The organism is Rhizobium sp. NXC24, assembly GCF_002944315.1.
In the GTDB taxonomy this organism is placed as follows: Bacteria; Pseudomonadota; Alphaproteobacteria; order Rhizobiales; family Rhizobiaceae; genus Rhizobium.
In genome coordinates this window covers 1,894,562-1,909,538 of sequence record NZ_CP024311.1, presented here as the reverse complement: position 1 = coordinate 1,909,538, position 14,977 = coordinate 1,894,562, and the positions used below count along the sequence as shown (strand labels likewise).

At 58.8% G+C, this 14,977-nt stretch carries 16 protein-coding genes and 1 tRNA gene; 6 read left to right on the top strand and 11 right to left on the bottom strand.

Annotated features, from left to right (window positions below; genetic code table 11):
- Positions 1-167: 167 nt before the first annotated feature.
- The 7 genes from ytfQ to pcsA all read right to left on the bottom strand — a co-directional run bounded on the left by ytfQ (position 168) and on the right by pcsA (position 7,740).
- The gene (gene ytfQ / locus NXC24_RS09415; RefSeq protein ID WP_104823036.1) at positions 168-1,130 is read right to left on the bottom strand and encodes a galactofuranose ABC transporter, galactofuranose-binding protein YtfQ; all 963 of its coding nucleotides are present in this window, start codon (positions 1,128-1,130) and stop codon (positions 168-170) included.
- 149 nt (positions 1,131-1,279) lie between these two features.
- Entirely contained in the window at positions 1,280-2,356 is a 1,077-nt protein-coding gene (locus NXC24_RS09410; protein ID WP_104823035.1) for a BMP family ABC transporter substrate-binding protein, read from the bottom strand.
- Between the two features lie 49 nt (positions 2,357-2,405).
- Positions 2,406-3,326, bottom strand: a complete 921-nt coding sequence (locus NXC24_RS09405; protein WP_104823034.1) for an ABC transporter permease — start codon at positions 3,324-3,326, stop codon at positions 2,406-2,408.
- A gap of 2 nt (positions 3,327-3,328) precedes the next feature.
- Positions 3,329-4,414: an ABC transporter permease gene (locus NXC24_RS09400; protein ID WP_104823033.1), complete on the bottom strand. Its 1,086-nt coding sequence runs from the start codon at positions 4,412-4,414 to the stop codon at positions 3,329-3,331.
- Positions 4,404-5,978, bottom strand: a complete 1,575-nt coding sequence (locus tag NXC24_RS09395; RefSeq protein ID WP_104823032.1) for an ABC transporter ATP-binding protein — start codon at positions 5,976-5,978, stop codon at positions 4,404-4,406. The genes NXC24_RS09400 and NXC24_RS09395 overlap by 11 nt, the downstream gene beginning before the upstream one ends.
- A gap of 40 nt (positions 5,979-6,018) precedes the next feature.
- Positions 6,019-7,002, bottom strand: coding sequence for a quinone oxidoreductase (locus NXC24_RS09390; RefSeq protein WP_104823031.1), 984 nt, complete (start codon positions 7,000-7,002; stop codon positions 6,019-6,021).
- Positions 7,003-7,014: 12 nt separating this feature from the next.
- Entirely contained in the window at positions 7,015-7,740 is a 726-nt protein-coding gene (gene pcsA / locus NXC24_RS09385; RefSeq protein ID WP_104823030.1) for a phosphatidylcholine synthase, read from the bottom strand.
- Positions 7,741-7,953: 213 nt separating this feature from the next.
- Here pcsA and NXC24_RS09380 point away from each other — a divergent pair, with 213 nt between their 5' ends.
- Entirely contained in the window at positions 7,954-9,156 is a 1,203-nt protein-coding gene (locus tag NXC24_RS09380; RefSeq protein ID WP_104823029.1) for a UbiH/UbiF family hydroxylase, read from the top strand.
- Here NXC24_RS09380 and NXC24_RS09375 read toward each other — a convergent pair.
- Together NXC24_RS09375 and NXC24_RS09370 are read right to left on the bottom strand one after the other, a co-directional pair.
- A complete protein-coding gene (locus NXC24_RS09375; protein ID WP_104823028.1) occupies positions 9,133-10,095 on the bottom strand; it encodes an AEC family transporter in 963 nt (320 codons plus the stop codon). The two genes, NXC24_RS09380 and NXC24_RS09375, sit on opposite strands and share 24 nt — an antisense overlap.
- A 46-nt stretch (positions 10,096-10,141) precedes the next feature.
- Positions 10,142-10,894: a cytochrome c biogenesis CcdA family protein gene (locus NXC24_RS09370; protein ID WP_104823027.1), complete on the bottom strand. Its 753-nt coding sequence runs from the start codon at positions 10,892-10,894 to the stop codon at positions 10,142-10,144.
- 285 nt (positions 10,895-11,179) lie between these two features.
- Here NXC24_RS09370 and NXC24_RS09365 point away from each other — a divergent pair, with 285 nt between their 5' ends.
- Complete coding sequence (locus NXC24_RS09365) at positions 11,180-11,413, top strand: helix-turn-helix domain-containing protein (protein WP_104823026.1); 234 nt, start codon at positions 11,180-11,182, stop codon at positions 11,411-11,413.
- Between the two features lie 94 nt (positions 11,414-11,507).
- Here the strand turns inward: NXC24_RS09365 and NXC24_RS09360 are convergent.
- A tRNA-Lys gene (locus NXC24_RS09360) sits at positions 11,508-11,583 on the bottom strand.
- 462 nt (positions 11,584-12,045) lie between these two features.
- On the opposite strand from NXC24_RS09360, the gene NXC24_RS35065 reads away from it, so the two are divergent.
- The 4 genes from NXC24_RS35065 to NXC24_RS09335 all read left to right on the top strand — a co-directional run bounded on the left by NXC24_RS35065 (position 12,046) and on the right by NXC24_RS09335 (position 13,925).
- Positions 12,046-12,252 carry a hypothetical protein gene (locus NXC24_RS35065; protein ID WP_158704449.1) on the top strand — a complete coding sequence of 69 codons (207 nt, stop codon included), beginning with the start codon at positions 12,046-12,048 and terminating at the stop codon, positions 12,250-12,252.
- 136 nt (positions 12,253-12,388) lie between these two features.
- Complete coding sequence (locus tag NXC24_RS09345; RefSeq protein ID WP_104823023.1) at positions 12,389-12,646, top strand: GlsB/YeaQ/YmgE family stress response membrane protein; 258 nt, start codon at positions 12,389-12,391, stop codon at positions 12,644-12,646.
- Positions 12,647-12,818: 172 nt separating this feature from the next.
- On the top strand, positions 12,819-13,025 hold the full coding sequence (locus NXC24_RS09340) for a hypothetical protein (protein ID WP_104823022.1): 207 nt from the start codon (positions 12,819-12,821) through the stop codon (positions 13,023-13,025).
- Between the two features lie 285 nt (positions 13,026-13,310).
- A complete protein-coding gene (locus NXC24_RS09335) occupies positions 13,311-13,925 on the top strand; it encodes a GntR family transcriptional regulator (RefSeq protein ID WP_104823021.1) in 615 nt (204 codons plus the stop codon).
- Between the two features lie 127 nt (positions 13,926-14,052).
- Here the strand turns inward: NXC24_RS09335 and NXC24_RS09330 are convergent, their stop codons facing one another.
- Positions 14,053-14,865 carry a ferredoxin--NADP reductase gene (locus NXC24_RS09330; RefSeq protein WP_104823020.1) on the bottom strand — a complete coding sequence of 271 codons (813 nt, stop codon included), beginning with the start codon at positions 14,863-14,865 and terminating at the stop codon, positions 14,053-14,055.
- Positions 14,866-14,977 lie beyond the last annotated feature (112 nt).

The following is a 14,977-nucleotide window of genomic DNA, read 5'->3' as shown; positions in this document are numbered from 1 at the left end:
GAGCCGGTATGCAAAGGTGCGAAATACGCCGCTCGCTAAAGCGCCGTGCGTACATCTTACTCGCATTCGGGTAGTTCACCTAAATGCGGAAGCTTCCCCGCCCGCAATGCCGCGTAGAAAAGCCCGCATCGGCCGTTTGCCAGCCGATGCGGTTCGCTTTTTTTACATCAATAGCCCTGGTTCTTCTTCTCCTCGTAGACCTTCTGCGGGTCGTCAGACTGTGTGTACAGCTTCGACTCGGTCTGGATCCACTTCGGCGGCTCCTTCTTGGTCTTGAGGTACGCGTCGAGGGCATCGAAGGCGGGGCCGGCCATGTTCGGCGTCAGTTCCACCGTCGCGTTTGCTTCGCCGGCCGCCATGGCCTTGAAGAGGTCCGGAACCGAATCGATGGATACGGTCAGGATATCCTTGCCCGGCTTCAGGCCGGCTTCCTTGATCGCCTGGATAGCGCCAACGGCCATGTCGTCGTTATGAGCGTAGAGCGCGCAGATGTCCTTGCCGCCATTTTCGGCCTTCAGGAAGCTTTCCATGACTTCCTTGCCCTTGGCGCGGGTGAAATCGCCGGTCTGGCTGCGGACGATCTTCAGGTTGTCATGGCCCTTGATGGCTTCTTCGAAGCCCTTCTTGCGGGCGATGGCCGGCGAGGAACCGGTGGTGCCCTGCAGCTCGACGATATTGCACTTCTTGTCGCCGACAGTCTTCACAAGCCAGTCACCGGCAACCTTGCCTTCGTGAATCTGGTCCGAGGTAACGGCGGTCAGATAGAGATCCTTCGGGGCGTTGATCGTGCGGTCAAGCAGGATGACGGGGATCTTGGCTTCCTTGGCTTCCTTCAGAACAGAGTCCCATCCCGTTTCCACGACGGGCGCCAGGAGAATCGCGTCGACACCCTGCGCGATGAAGGAGCGAATCGCCTTGATCTGGTTTTCCTGCTTCTGTTGGGCATCGGCGAATTTGAGGTCGATGCCGCGCTTTTCAGCCTGCTGTTTCGTAACCGTCGTTTCCGCCGCACGCCAGCCGGATTCCGAACCGATTTGCGAAAAGCCGACGACCAAATTCTTTGCCGATGCGGTCGTAAACATGCAAGCAGCAAGAATCGTGGCACTCACCAGTGCAGTCTTAAATTTCATGATGTCCTCCCAATTGGCCAACTCCTACGGCCGAAGGCAAAAAATCATATAGTAATACTTTTGTAAATCGGGATTCTATGACGCACTGCAACAAAAAAGGGCGTCCCTTGGACGCCCTTTTCAACTCAAGCGTTTTCCGCCTGATTTTCTTATTTTGAAGCCGGCAGCTTGTCGTCGACGCCTTCGATATAGAAGTTCATGCCGAGCAGAGTACCGTCATCGGCTTTCTCGCCGGCCTTCAGCCAGGGCGTACCGTCCTGCTTGTTGATCGGGCCGGTAAAGGGCGCGAGTTCGCCGGACTTGATCTTGGCTTCGGTCTCTTCAGCCATCTTCTTCACGTCGTCGGGCATGTTGGTGTACGGCGCCATCTTCAGAATGCCGTCCTTCAGGCCATCCCAGCTCTGTTCGGCCTTCCAGGTGCCGTCAAGCAGCGCATGGACGCGTTTGGAGTAGTAGTTGCCCCAGGTGTCGACGACGGCCGTCAACTGCGCCTTCGGGCCGGAGGCGATCATGTCGGACGCCTGACCGAAGGCATGGATGCCGCGCTCTTCAGCCACCTGCATCGGTGCCGTCGTATCGGTGTGCTGCGTCAAGATATCGACGCCTTGGTCAACCATGGCCTTGGCAGCGTCGGCTTCCTTGCCGGGATCGAACCAGGTGTTGACCCAGACGACCTTGAGCTTGAAGCTCGGATCGACCGAGCGCGCGCCCTGCTCGAAGGAGTTGATGCCCATCACCACTTCCGGGATCGGGAAGGAAGCGATGTAGGCGGCACCGTGATTCTCCGACGTCTTGGCAGCGATCTGACCCAGGATGTAGCGGCCTTCATAGAAGCGCGAGTTGTAGGTGGCGAGATTCGGGCCGCTCTTGAAGCCGGTCGCATGCTCGAACTTAACCTTCGGGAACTTCGCGGCGACCTTGACGGTCGCGTCCATGAAGCCGAACGATGTGGAGAAGATCAGCGAGCAGCCGGAGCGGGCGAGTCGCTCGATGGCGCGTTCGGCGTCCGGGCCTTCCGGTACGTTTTCGAGATAAGGCGTATCGATCTTGTTGCCAAACTCCTTCTGGACCTGCTGACGGCCGAGATCGTGCGCCTGCGAATAACCGCCGTCCGTATGCGAGCCGACATAGACAAAGCAGACCTTGGTCGGAGCCGCTTCGGCCGCAGCACCGAAGCCGACAATGGCAGCGGCCGTGGTGGCGAGTGCGAGTGCTAGTTTTTTCATGGTTACCCCTGCTGGTTTGATATTTACGAAATCCGTCCGGTTGTTGTTCTTAGCGCTCCGGAACGAAGGCCTTGCCAAGCGACGCTGGCGTGTTGATCAATGTCGCCCGACGATTTTGAGAGATGATGATGAGAACCACAATAGTCGATGCGTAGGGTAGCATCGACAGAAACTGTGAGGGAATGCCGACGCCGAAGCCCTGCGCATGAAACTGCAGGATCGTCACTGCGCCGAAGAGATAGCCGCCGGCCAGGACGCGCATCGGCCGCCACGACGCGAAGACAACAAGGGCCAGTGTCACCCAGCCGCGGCCGGCCGACATGTTCTCGACCCATTGCGGCGTGTAGACCAGGGACAACTGTGCACCAGCGAGCCCGGCGCAGGCGCCGCCGAACATGACGGCGAGATAGCGCGTGCGGATGACGTCGATGCCGAGGGCATGTGCCGAGCCATGACTGTCGCCGATGGCGCGCAGCTTCAGGCCACTGCGGCTGCGGAAGAGGGACCAGTTGACCCCGATGAGCAGCGCGATCGACAGATAGAAAGTCAGATCCTGCTTGAACAGCACCGGCCCGACGAGCGGAATATCGGACAAGACCGGGAAGACGATTTCCCGCAACTGCACTCCGGGCACACTGACATAACCTTCCCCGATCATGCCGGAGAGACCGAGGCCAAGGATGGTCAGCGCCAGACCCGTCGCCACCTGATTGGTCACCAGCGTCAGCGTCAGGAAGCCGAACAACAGCGAAAATAGCGCGCCGCCGGCAATGCCGGCGATGAGGCCCACATAGGGCGATCCGCTCACCTGTGCGCCGACGAAGGCGGCGACAGCACCGATGATCATCATGCCTTCGACGCCAAGATTGAGCACACCGGAGCGTTCCACCACAAGTTCGCCGAGGCCGGCGATAACAAGCGGCGTCGAGGCCGTGATGATGGTGAGGAGGATCGCTTCAAAGACACTCATACTCATGCCGCACCTCCCCGAACCCGCGACCAGACCAGCCGGATCTTATAGTTGATCAGCGTATCGCAGGAGAGCACGAAGAAAAGCAACAACCCCTGGAAGACGCTCGCCGCCTTGGCGGAGATGCCGGGCGATAATTGCGCCGCCTCGCCGCCAAGATAGGTCAGCGCCAGCACGAAGCCGGAAAGGATCGCGCCGAGCGGATTGAGACGCGCCAGGAAAGCAACGATGATGGCGGTAAAGCCGTAGCCCGGCGATATTGCCGGCTGCAGATGGCCGATCGAACCCGCAACCTCGGAAATGCCGGCAAGGCCTGCCAGCGCGCCGGAGAAGAGGAAGCCGAACCAGACCATTTTCTTGGAGGAAAAGCCGGCGAAGCGGCCTGCTCGTTCCGATTGGCCAAGAACGGTTATCTCAAAGCCCTTCAGCGTGTATTTCATCATGAACCAGGCAAGGATCGCCGCGACGATGGCAAAGACGATCCCCCAATGCGCCCGACCGGAGTCCGCCCAGATCGCCGGCAGCACCGCCTCCGGCGGAAAATCGATACTCTGCGGGAAATTATGGCCCTGCGGATCGCGCCAAGGGCCGCGTGAGAGCCAATCCAGGTAGAGCTGCCCGATATAAACGAGCATCAAGCTCGTCAGGATCTCATTGGTGTTGAAATGCGCCTTCAACAACGCCGGAATGGCGGCATAGAGCGCCCCGCCGACAGCGCCGGCGATCAGCATCAGTGGCAGGACCATCGGCGAATGCCAATCGGTGAAGACAATCGGAATGTAGGAGCCGGCGACCGCACCGATGGTAAATTGGCCTTCGGCGCCGATGTTCCAGTTGTTGGACCGATAGCAGACGCAAAGGCCGACCGCGATCAGGATCAGCGGCCCCGCCTTGATCGCCAGTTCGTGCAGCGACCAGACTTCCAGCAGAGGCTCGACGAAGAAAGCGTCCAGCGCTTCCACCGGGTCCTTGCCGAGGACGGCGAACATAATGGTACCGGCAATCAGCGCCAGCGCGAGGGCGAGCAGCGGCGACAGGAAGCCGAACAGTTTCGAAGCCTGCGGGCGCCTTTCAAGTTCAATGCGCATGCATGGGCTCCGGATGCGTCTTTGATTCATGCAGGCCGCCCATTAGGAGACCGATCTTTTCCCGTGTCAGCTCGCCCGCCGGATAAGCCGGCGACAGCCGTCCTTCCGAAATGACGGCAATATCGGTGGCCACCTCGAATATTTCGTCGAGATCCTGGCTGATGACCAGCACGGCCGAGCCGTTGCGGGCAAGATCGACCAGCGCCTGACGAATATGGCTTGCGGCACCCGCGTCGACACCCCAGGTCGGCTGATTGACCACCAGCACCGTCGGCTGCCGGTCCAGCTCACGACCGACGATGAACTTTTGCAGGTTACCGCCAGAGAGCGAGCCCGCAGTCGGGTCCTCGCCGCTTTTGCGCACGTCCATGGCTTCGGAAATGCGCTTGGTCGCCTGTTTGACCGCGCCCCGACGGATCACCTTCAGGAAACCACCGCCGAGGAAGGCCCGGCGGTCCGATTTGCTGCGGGCCAGCACGAGATTGTCTGAAAGCTTCAGCCCCGACACCGCCGCATGGCCATGCCGCTCTTCCGGCACGAAACCGGCACCCAGCAGGCGGCGCGTATTGATACCCTTGGTGCCGACCGCCTGGCCACGCACCAGGATCAAATCGTCTGAAGGCACGGTATGTTCGCCGGAAACGACATCGAACAACTCCCCCTGCCCGTTGCCGGCAACGCCGGCGATCGCCAGAATCTCGCCCGCGCGTACGCGGAGCGAAACATTCTTCAGCGACATGGCAAAGGGCGCGCGCGCGGGCACAGAGAGACCGGCGACCTCGAGCTGGATATCGCCCTTCTTGCCAAGGCCTTCATGCTGCACGCTGGCAACATCGCTGCCGACCATCATGCGGGCGAGCGAGCCGGGCGTTTCCTGCCGTGGGTCACAGGCACCGGTTACCTTGCCATGGCGCAGCACCGTAGCGCGGGAGCAGATGCGTTGCACCTCCTCCAGGCGGTGGCTGATATAGAGCACCGAACGGCCTTCGTCCCGGAGCCGGAAGAGCGTTTCGAACAGGCGGTCGGCTTCCTGCGGTGTCAGCACCGAGGTCGGCTCATCGAGGATGATCAGCTTCGGATTCTGCAGCAGCGCACGGACGATTTCGATACGCTGGCGCTCGCCGACGGAAAGGTCAGCGACATGAGCATGGGGATCCAGCGGCAGGCCATAGGCTTGCGACAGGCTGGCAGCCTCCTCAGCGATCTTGCCGATCGGAATGCTGTCATCAAGGGAAAGGGCGATATTCTCAGCGACCGTCAGCGCCTCAAACAAGGAGAAATGCTGAAACACCATGCCGATGCCAAGCTTGCGTGCTTCGCCCGGCGAGCCAATCGAGACGAGTTGGTTTTGCCAGGCGATTTCGCCCTCGGTCGGCTCCAAAACGCCGAACAGCATCTTCACCAGAGTGGATTTGCCTGCGCCGTTCTCACCGAGCAGAGCGTGAATCTCGCCGGGCTGAATTTCCAGATCAATTCCATTGCAGGCAGCAAAGCTACCGAACAGCTTAGTCAGTTTGCGAACCGACAATAACGCACCGGTTGCCGGCACATCGAATGACGACACGTTCCCCTCATTTCCTTCCCACTGTCCTGCCCTTTCGGATCTATGGGATCAGCAGCGTAGTTCCACTCGTTTTTCTTGTTTCCAGATCCGTGTGCGCGCGCCCCGCATCGCTCAACGGATAGGTCTGGTTCACATTGATACGCACTTTGCTGCTTTGCACAACAGCAAATAATGCTTTCGCGCTGGCTCTCAGCTCCTCAGGCGTTGCGACATAGGCGAAAAGGCTTGGCCGCGTGGCGAAAAGCGAACCCTTCTGATTGAGGATGGCGAGATTGAAGTTCTCGATCGGGCCGGACGATTGACCGAAGGTCACCCACATGCCGCGCGGCTTCAGGCAATCGAGCGAATGTGGGAACGTGTCCTTGCCGACCGAGTCGTAAACGACGTCGACGCCCTTGCCGCCGGTAATCTCGCGGACACGATCGGCAAAGCTCTCCTTACTGTAATCGATGACGTGGTCATAGCCGTGCGCCAATGCCAGTTCGACCTTTTCCGCAGAACCGGCAGTGCCGATGACGGTGCCGGCTCCGAGAGCCTTGGCCCATTGGCCGGCGATCAAGCCGACGCCACCTGCTGCGGCATGAAACAGCAGCGTCGTTCCGGGGCCGACCTTGAAGGTGCGGTTCAAGAGGTATTCGGCCGTCATCCCCTTCAGCATCATCGATGCCGCGGTTTCGAGTGGGATATCGTCAGGCACCTTGACCAGATGGCGGGTTTCTATGTTGCGCTCGATGCTATAGGCGCCGTCGCTGCCGACATAGGCGACACGATCGCCGACGGCGAAATCGGTCACGCCCGGCCCGACTTCCGTGATCGTGCCCGCGGCTTCCTTGCCGAGCGGCAGAGGAAAATAGGGTGCCTTGTAAAGGCCCGAACGGAAATAGACGTCTATGAAATTAAGGCCGATCGCAGCGTGACGGATCTGCACCTCGCCGGCGCCCGGAGACGGCAGATCGACCTCCTCGAACTTCATGACATCAGGACCGCCATTTTCGTGGATGCGAATGGCCTTAGTCTTCTTCATGATGCGCAATCCTCATTGACGCCCGAGGGACGGGAAAAACTGCAGCACGGCGCCGATGCAATAAAGATAGATGCCGCTGACGATAAACAAGACAACAGCCCATTGCGGCATGACGAAATGCATCAGCAATGAATAGATTCCGAGGGCGGACCAAAGCAGGAATATACCAAGATTGAGCGGCCGCAGCCGCCTGACGCGCACCGGATGCAAGAAATTGATCGGCAGGAAGGTCAGGACGACGGAGACGCCCACGAGGACCATGGCGGTTGTTGCGCTAGCGTCGATGACGAAGAGCGTGAAGACCACCATGTTCCAGACGACCGGGAAACCGGAGAAGAAATATTCCTCCGTCTTCATGCCCATATCGGCATAATAAATGGCGCTGGAGACGACGATCATCCCCGCAGCGACGAAGGACCAGGGCTCGCCGATCATGCCTTTTTCGTAAAGCGCGAAAGCGGGCAGAAGCACATAGGTCACGTAGTCGATGATGTTATCCAGCGTATCGCCGGACCAGTTCGGCAACACTTCCTTGACGCTGACCTTGCGGGCGATCGGTCCATCGATGCCATCGACAAGCAGAGCCAGACCGAGCCACCAGAACATATCGACAAAGCGATGTTCCGCCGCCGCGACAACGCCGAGAAAGGCAAGGAACGAGCCGGATGCCGTCAATATATGTACGGAAAAGGCACGGATTTCCGCGTAAGGCACCCGCTTATAATTGAAGATTTTCATCCGCCCCGTTACTCGCCTGCTTATCTACCTGCCCCGGCAGGCGATTTTTCTTGCTAATATGCACCCTTTACGCGGCGCTGCCAGCGCAAAAGCGTCCATGTACCACAGGCTAGCGCGAGTTCTTGTCATTTTCACCCGCTGCGATGTTTCATCCCATGGATTTCAACAGGCTAAGCGTCTATTTTCAGAAAGAAAGATAATTGAGGCATCGATATGAAGCAGGTTGAAGTGGCCGTCATCGGCGGCGGTCTGGCGGGCATGATCGCGGCGATAGCCTTGGCGCGCGGTGGGCGAGCCATTGCCCTCATAGCCCAGCCGCATAACAAGGCCGACCGGCGGACCACGGCGCTGATGGACCAATCGATTCGCTTCCTGGAGCGGCTGGCGCTGTGGGACAGGATTGCGCCTTCGACCGCCCCCCTGACCACCATGCAGATCATCGACGGCACGACGCGGCTGCTGCGTGCGCCGACCGTCGCCTTTCGCGCCTCTGAAATCGGCCTCGACGCCTTCGGCTATAATATACCGAACGCCGCACTGCTCAGCGCCCTCAGCGAAGCCGTAAAAGCGGAGGGCAATATCACGCTTATCGAAATGGCGGCCTCCGAGGTCACTGTCCGCGACGATGGCGTCACCGTCACCCTCGAAGACGGCGAAACGCTCGACACTGCCTTTGTCGTCGGTGCGGATGGGCGCAATTCGATGGTGCGGGAAACGGTCGGGATCAAGGTCAAGACCTGGTCCTACCCGCAATCGGCCATGGTGCTGAACTTTGCGCATTCGCTGCCGCATCAGAACATCTCGACGGAGTTCCACACAGAAAGCGGGCCGTTCACCCAGGTCCCCCTGCCCGGCAATCGCTCCAGCCTCGTCTGGGTACAAAAGCCGGCGGAAGCCGCTGCCAATGCCGAAAAATCGCTGGAAGATCTCGGCCGCCTGATCGAGGACCGCATGCAATCGATGCTCGGCAAGGTTACGGTCGAGGACAGCGTGCAGGTTTGGCCGCTCTCCGGCATGACGGCCTATCGCTTCGGCAAGGGCCGCACCGCGCTGATCGGTGAGGCCGCGCATGTTTTCCCACCGATCGGCGCCCAGGGGCTGAACCTCAGCCTGCGCGATATACTGACGCTCGTCGAAATTCTGGCAAGCCCCACCGGACAGCCGATTTCAGCATCCGCCGGCGGCAGTTTCGACCGCCGTCGCCGCGTCGATATCATTAGCCGCACAGCGAGCGTCGATCTCTTGAACCGCTCTCTGCTTTCGGATTTTCTCCCCGTTCAGATGCTGCGAGCCGCGGGGCTGCACGTCCTTTCGGCCATTCCGCCACTGCGCAACATCGTCATGCGTGAAGGCATCGAGCCGGGCGGCGGCTTACGCGGTTTTCCGTCGATGTTACGGGAAAAGCTGCGCCGGTAGGGCACCGGACTTGATCAAATAAAGCACCAGCGAGACCGTCGCGACTGAACAAGCGGTGGTGATGAGGATCGTCGCGGAGGCCCGCTCCTGCCAGACGCCATATTGTTGGCCGATGACGAATACATTCGTCGCCGTTGGCAGGGCGGCGAGCAATACCGCTGATTCGATCCAGATCGGATCGAAGCCGCCGACTGCCTGCAGCGCGACATAAACGACCAGCGGATGCAGAATGAGTTTGGCCGGAACGATATAGCCGATCTCGGTCGGGACACGCTTCAGCGGCCGCAGCGCCAACGTCACGCCCATGGCGAACAATGCGCAGGGTGCGGCGGCCTGCGCCAGATAGTCGACAAAGTGTTGGAAGGCGACCGGCTGGCCGACCGAAAAAGCAGCGGCGACGAAGCCGAGCGCGGTCGACACAATGAAGGGGTGCAGCAGCACTCTTCTGGCAATGTCGGCGACAAGCCGTCCGGACGATCGCTTGTCGCCGCCCTCGATCGCCATCAGCGCCGGCGCGACGATGAAATGCAGCGCATTTTCAAAGCAGACAATCAGGGCGACAGGAACGGCGGCCTTTTCGCCGAGCGCCAGCAGCGCCAGACCCGGCCCCATATAGCCGATGTTGCCGTAGGCGCCGGCGAAAGCCTGGATCGTGCTGTCGGCCAGCGAATTGCGGCGCAGAAAGCATCCGGCCAGGAACAGCAGCAGGAAGATCAGATAGGTCGCGGCCAGATCGGTGATGATGAAATCGGCGCGCGTCAATTGTTCGATCGGCGTTTGCGAGACGAGCTTGAAAAACAGGGCTGGCAGCGCCGCATAGATGATGAAGGTATTGAGCCAGCCAAGTGCTTCCGCCGGCTGTCTGGTGATGCGCGCGGCGATGTAACCGATTACGATCAGGCCGAAGAACGGCAGCAACAGACCGACAATGTCAGCCATCGGGCATATCCCATTTTGGGTGATTGGAAAGGGAGACTGGAGTTGCTTAGCCGATTTGCGTCAGGATTGGAAAGGTCTGCTGAAACCAGATCGCCATGTCGCTGACATAACCGAATATGAACGCCAGACCGGTGAGCACCAGAAGCCCGCCCATGACCTTCTCCACCGTGCCGAGATGGCGGCGGAAGCGAACAAGGAAGGTCATGAAGGCACCGGAAAAACCGGCAGCGATCCAGAAGGGGATAGCAAGGCCGAGCGAATAGATGGCGAGCAGCCCCGCGCCCGCGCCGATCGTCTCACGCGAAGCCGCAACGCCGAGAATCGCGCCCAGCACCGGACCGATGCAGGGCGTCCAGCCGAAGGCGAAGGCAAGACCCATGATATAGGCGCCTGTCAGCGTCGCCGGTTTGCCGCCGCCCTGGAAACGCGCCTCGCGGGCGAGAATGCCGAGCCGGAAAACGCCGAGGAAATTCAGGCCCATGACGACGATGATCAGGCCGCCTATTTTCGCTAGGATATCGAGATGCTGGCGCAGCAGAATGCCGATCGAGGACGCGCCAGCGCCAAGCGCAATGAACACGGTCGCAAAGCCAAGCGTGAAGAACAGCGCCGAAAACAGGACATTGCCGCGAACGCCTGGCCCGGCCGCGACGGCCGCTCCGCCACCGCGAAATTGCTCGACGGAAATGCCGGCCATATAGCAGAGATAAGGCGGCACCAGCGGCAGCACGCAGGGCGAAAGAAACGAAAGCGCTCCGGCGAGCAAGGCGCTCAGAAGCGAGATATCGGCAAGCGACACGATAGACTCCGGCTATGTCATTCAGCCGTCTTACTAGCGTTGCTGGAGCCGGAAGGCCAATCACCTTTTCGAGGGGCGCGCGAGCGATGCCATTTCATTGATCCTTGGATGAAAAATCGGCCAGGAGGATCCCGCCTGAACCATGGCACTGTGCAGCGGCATATACGGATGGCGGAAGCAGTTCACCAATTAGTGCCTTTTTCACATACTGCTAATATCCGAATTTACCTCGCTCGACATGGGCACCATTGTTCCTAATCGTCCCACGACTGCGAGGAGCGTGTTATGGCGTCTGTTGATATGCAGCATTTCGAAGCCTTAGGGATCGAAAATAGCGGTTCCCTTGGCATGATTCCGGTACACGATTCGTCTGCCGGTGCGATGAGGCATAAAGCCGAGTGCGTGTTGCGGCTAAAAGCCGAAGGAAAGTCGATGGATTGCATCGCCCGCGAGGCTGGCGTCAGTCGATCGACCGTAACCAGAATCATGCGTTATGTAGAGCGCGCATCCGCCGGATAATAAGCCGGCCACGGACCAAGTCGTGATTCTTCGGTGCAGCGAATCATATATCCCGCCGTGCCCACACCTTAAGCTGCTAATTTTACTGAGTTTTTGGTGAGAGCGATGGGATTCGAACCCATGACCTACTGATTAAAAGTCAGTTGCTCTACCGGCTGAGCTACGCTCTCCCCGTCCGCGGATGATTGCACCCCGGCTGGAAGTGCGCGGAACATATGCAGACGCCCTATTGCGGTCAACCCATAAAATCGCGGTTACGACGACGTACAACGCTTTTCCGCATGTCGAAGTGGTGAAAGCTGCCTGTGTCGATGCGCAAATCGGGAAGATCAGCATAGGAAGCCGCGTCTTTCTTCGCGAAAAAAGCAAGGATTGGTCGTTTTGATGATAGGAAACCGCAGAATTCCTCAATTTAAGGATTATCTTATAGGTTATACCTGCCTTTTCGGGAGATTTGCCGCACACCTTTAGAGTGGCAACTACGCTTTTCTCATTCAAATGACTGACTCGGCAATCACTGCCTCAGAATGTTACCACGGTATGATAGGATGATTTTTTGAATGCTTGACGCCTGAATTCTTGAGACATCAGTTCAGAATCAGGTTGAGGCCGGCACTGGGTCGGGGACGCCAATGAAGCAGAAATCCGAACTCGATAAATGGTGCAAGGCACAGGAGCAATTTTTGCGTTTCCATCTGCATTGTCTGAAGCAGGGCCGCATTCGTGTACACGCCGTCGAAAACAACCGGTTCATCGACACGACCGATGAAGTCGCCGAGGAGCTGAGAAAACAGCTTGCCGATCTCAGAGCTTGCTTCGCCACGCCGGAACAACGGTAACATTCTTCCTTAATAATCGGGATCTGCACGCCAGCGGCTCTGATCGCAACCCAGACGCAATTGTTTGCGGCCCGAATCGCTTTTGGTGTATATCGAAATTTATTGGCAACCCGCCGATTCCCTCAGGAGGATTTCTATGGAAGACGCACACGTCGGTTGGATCGCAGCAATCATCATTGGCGGCTTCGCAGGCTGGCTCGCCGAAAAGCTCATGGAAAGCAACATGGGTCTTATCATGAACATCATCCTCGGCATTGTCGGGGCGATTGTTGCTAGCTGGCTCCTGGGGATTCTGCACATCGCATTGCCGTTCAACGCATGGATCAACTATCTGATCACCGGCTTCATCGGCGCCTGCATCCTGATTTTCGTCGGTCGGTTGATCAGACGATAGGCGCCCGCTCAGCGAGCAAAATCCGTCAGGACAGAGATAGTCAAGGGGAAGACGGGGATATCTCGCCTTCCCTTTTTTATTGTATTTATGTGACATTTTGGCTTTCACAACCCTTTTCAACCTCGCCCGCAGCCCTAGCTTTTGTTGGTAGACGGAAGAGGAGGTTGGAAGCATGACCCAAAGCGCCAATCAGACGCCGGGCCGGAAGGTAATACGCGGTCGCCCCTACAGCATCGCCGAATTCGCACGAAAGTATCGCCTCGATGACAAGGAAGCCAAGCGGCTCTTCGACAAGTTCGGACCATCTGCTACGGAACTGGATTTGCTGATGGCTGCCAAGCGGAAGCCGCCCAGCCTTTCTTCCGCAATCGGCTATTGATCCCCTATCACGGCTAGAGAATGCCGGGCTCTCTCGCCCGGCCCTTTGACCGGTTGACTCCACCAAATCAGAACTTCGACAGGTCCGCTCGCCAGCACCTTCCCGATACGGGAAAGACTTTGCTGCGAGTTCGCCCGACTGCAGCAGGCATTCCACGTGAGCACGATCGTTCGACCGGAGTGCAAATAGGCTACGCCTGCATCGCCCTTGCCTGATATATCACAGTCGCTTGCCATCGCGGCAACGACATGCCAACTTTTGATGTATCAATGGAATCATCCGGGAATGCAGAATTCGCAAAGCCACCGCGCCTATCTCGCCCTCGAGCATCGGATCGTTACGCTGGCGCTGAAACCGGGTGCACTGGTCACGGAAAAGCAACTGATCGAATTGGCCGGCCATGGGCGCACGCCGGTGCGCGAGGCAATCCAGAAGCTGGCATGGCAAGGGCTGATCCATGTACGGCCGCGCGTGGGATTGCAGATCGCGGAGATTCGGCTGGCAGACCATATGCATGTCATGCAGGTCAGGCGCGAACTCGAACCGATCGCCGCGTCGCTGGTCGCCAGCCATGCCACTGAGGAACAGCGGGAACAACTGCTCGAATGCGCCCGGCTGATGACCGAGTGCGCCGCAACGCGCGATCTGCCGGGCTTCTTTGCCGCCGACAAGACGTTTGATGAAATTCTCGAGGATGCCTGTCCGAACGGCTTCATCACGGCCGCACTTGGGCCAGTGCAGACCCATTCACGTCGGCTCTGGTATTCGACCGCGACGCCTGACGGCATGGACCGCTCGATCGCATTGCATGTCAGCGTCATCAGGGCGATCCATGGGGGCAACAGCGAAGATGCCCGCAAGACGATGGCGGCTCTGATCGATTATCTCAGCGACAGATGAAAAAGGCGGCCTCGCTGTCGAGACCGCCTTGCCTATTCCGATATCCGAAGGTTCAGAGAGTGGTTCAGCCTTTCATGGGAACGCAGAACCGCTTTATCTTTTTTGCAATCCCGGATGGAAAACGGCCTTAGCCGACGAAGGCGCGTTCGATGACGAATTCGGCCGGCTTGCTGTTGGCGCCCTCGCTAAGACCTGCCTTCTCAAGCAGATCCTTGGTATCCTTCAGCATCGCCGAGGAGCCGCAGATCATGCCGCGGTCGATGGCAGGATCCAATGCGGGGACGCCGAGATCGGTGAAGAGCTTGCCGTTTTCGATGAGATCGGTAATGCGGCCCTTGAAGGGAAACTCTTCGCGGGTGACGGTCGCATAATGGCGCAGCTTGTCGCCGACGACTTCACTCAGGATTTCATCGTTGCGAATTTCCTCGACGAGGTCGAAGCCGTATTTCAGCTCGGCGACATCACGGGTCGTATGGGTGAGGATCACTTCCTCGAACTTCTCGTAGGTCTCAGGGTCGCGGATCAGGCTGGCGAAGGGCGCGATGCCGGTGCCGGTCGAGAACATATAGAGCCTTCTGCCAGGCGTCAGCGCGTCGAGCACCAGCGTACCCGTCGGCTTCTTGCGCATCAGCACCTCGTCGCCCGGCTTGATGTTCTGCAGATGCGAGGTCAGCGGACCGTCCGGAACCTTGATCGAGAAGAATTCAAGCTCGTCGGCCCAGGCGGGGCTCGCGATCGAATAGGCGCGATAAAGCGGCTTGCCGTCGACCATGAGGCCAATCATCGCAAATTCGCCCGAGCGGAAGCGGAAGCCCTGCGGCCGGGTCATCGTAAAGCGAAAGAGCCGGTCGGTATAATGTGTCACGCTCAGTACCTTCTCGGCAAAGACGCCGGCGGGCACTGCGGAAACAAACTCTTCGGTCTTGGCAGGGGCGTTCATTCGGTATCGGATCCCGTATTCGTCGTACACGTCATTCTTGGCAGGCTGCGTTTTGCGAGGCTGATATTATAATATAGCCCCGATTTAAAGGCATTCTATTCCATCCCACGGC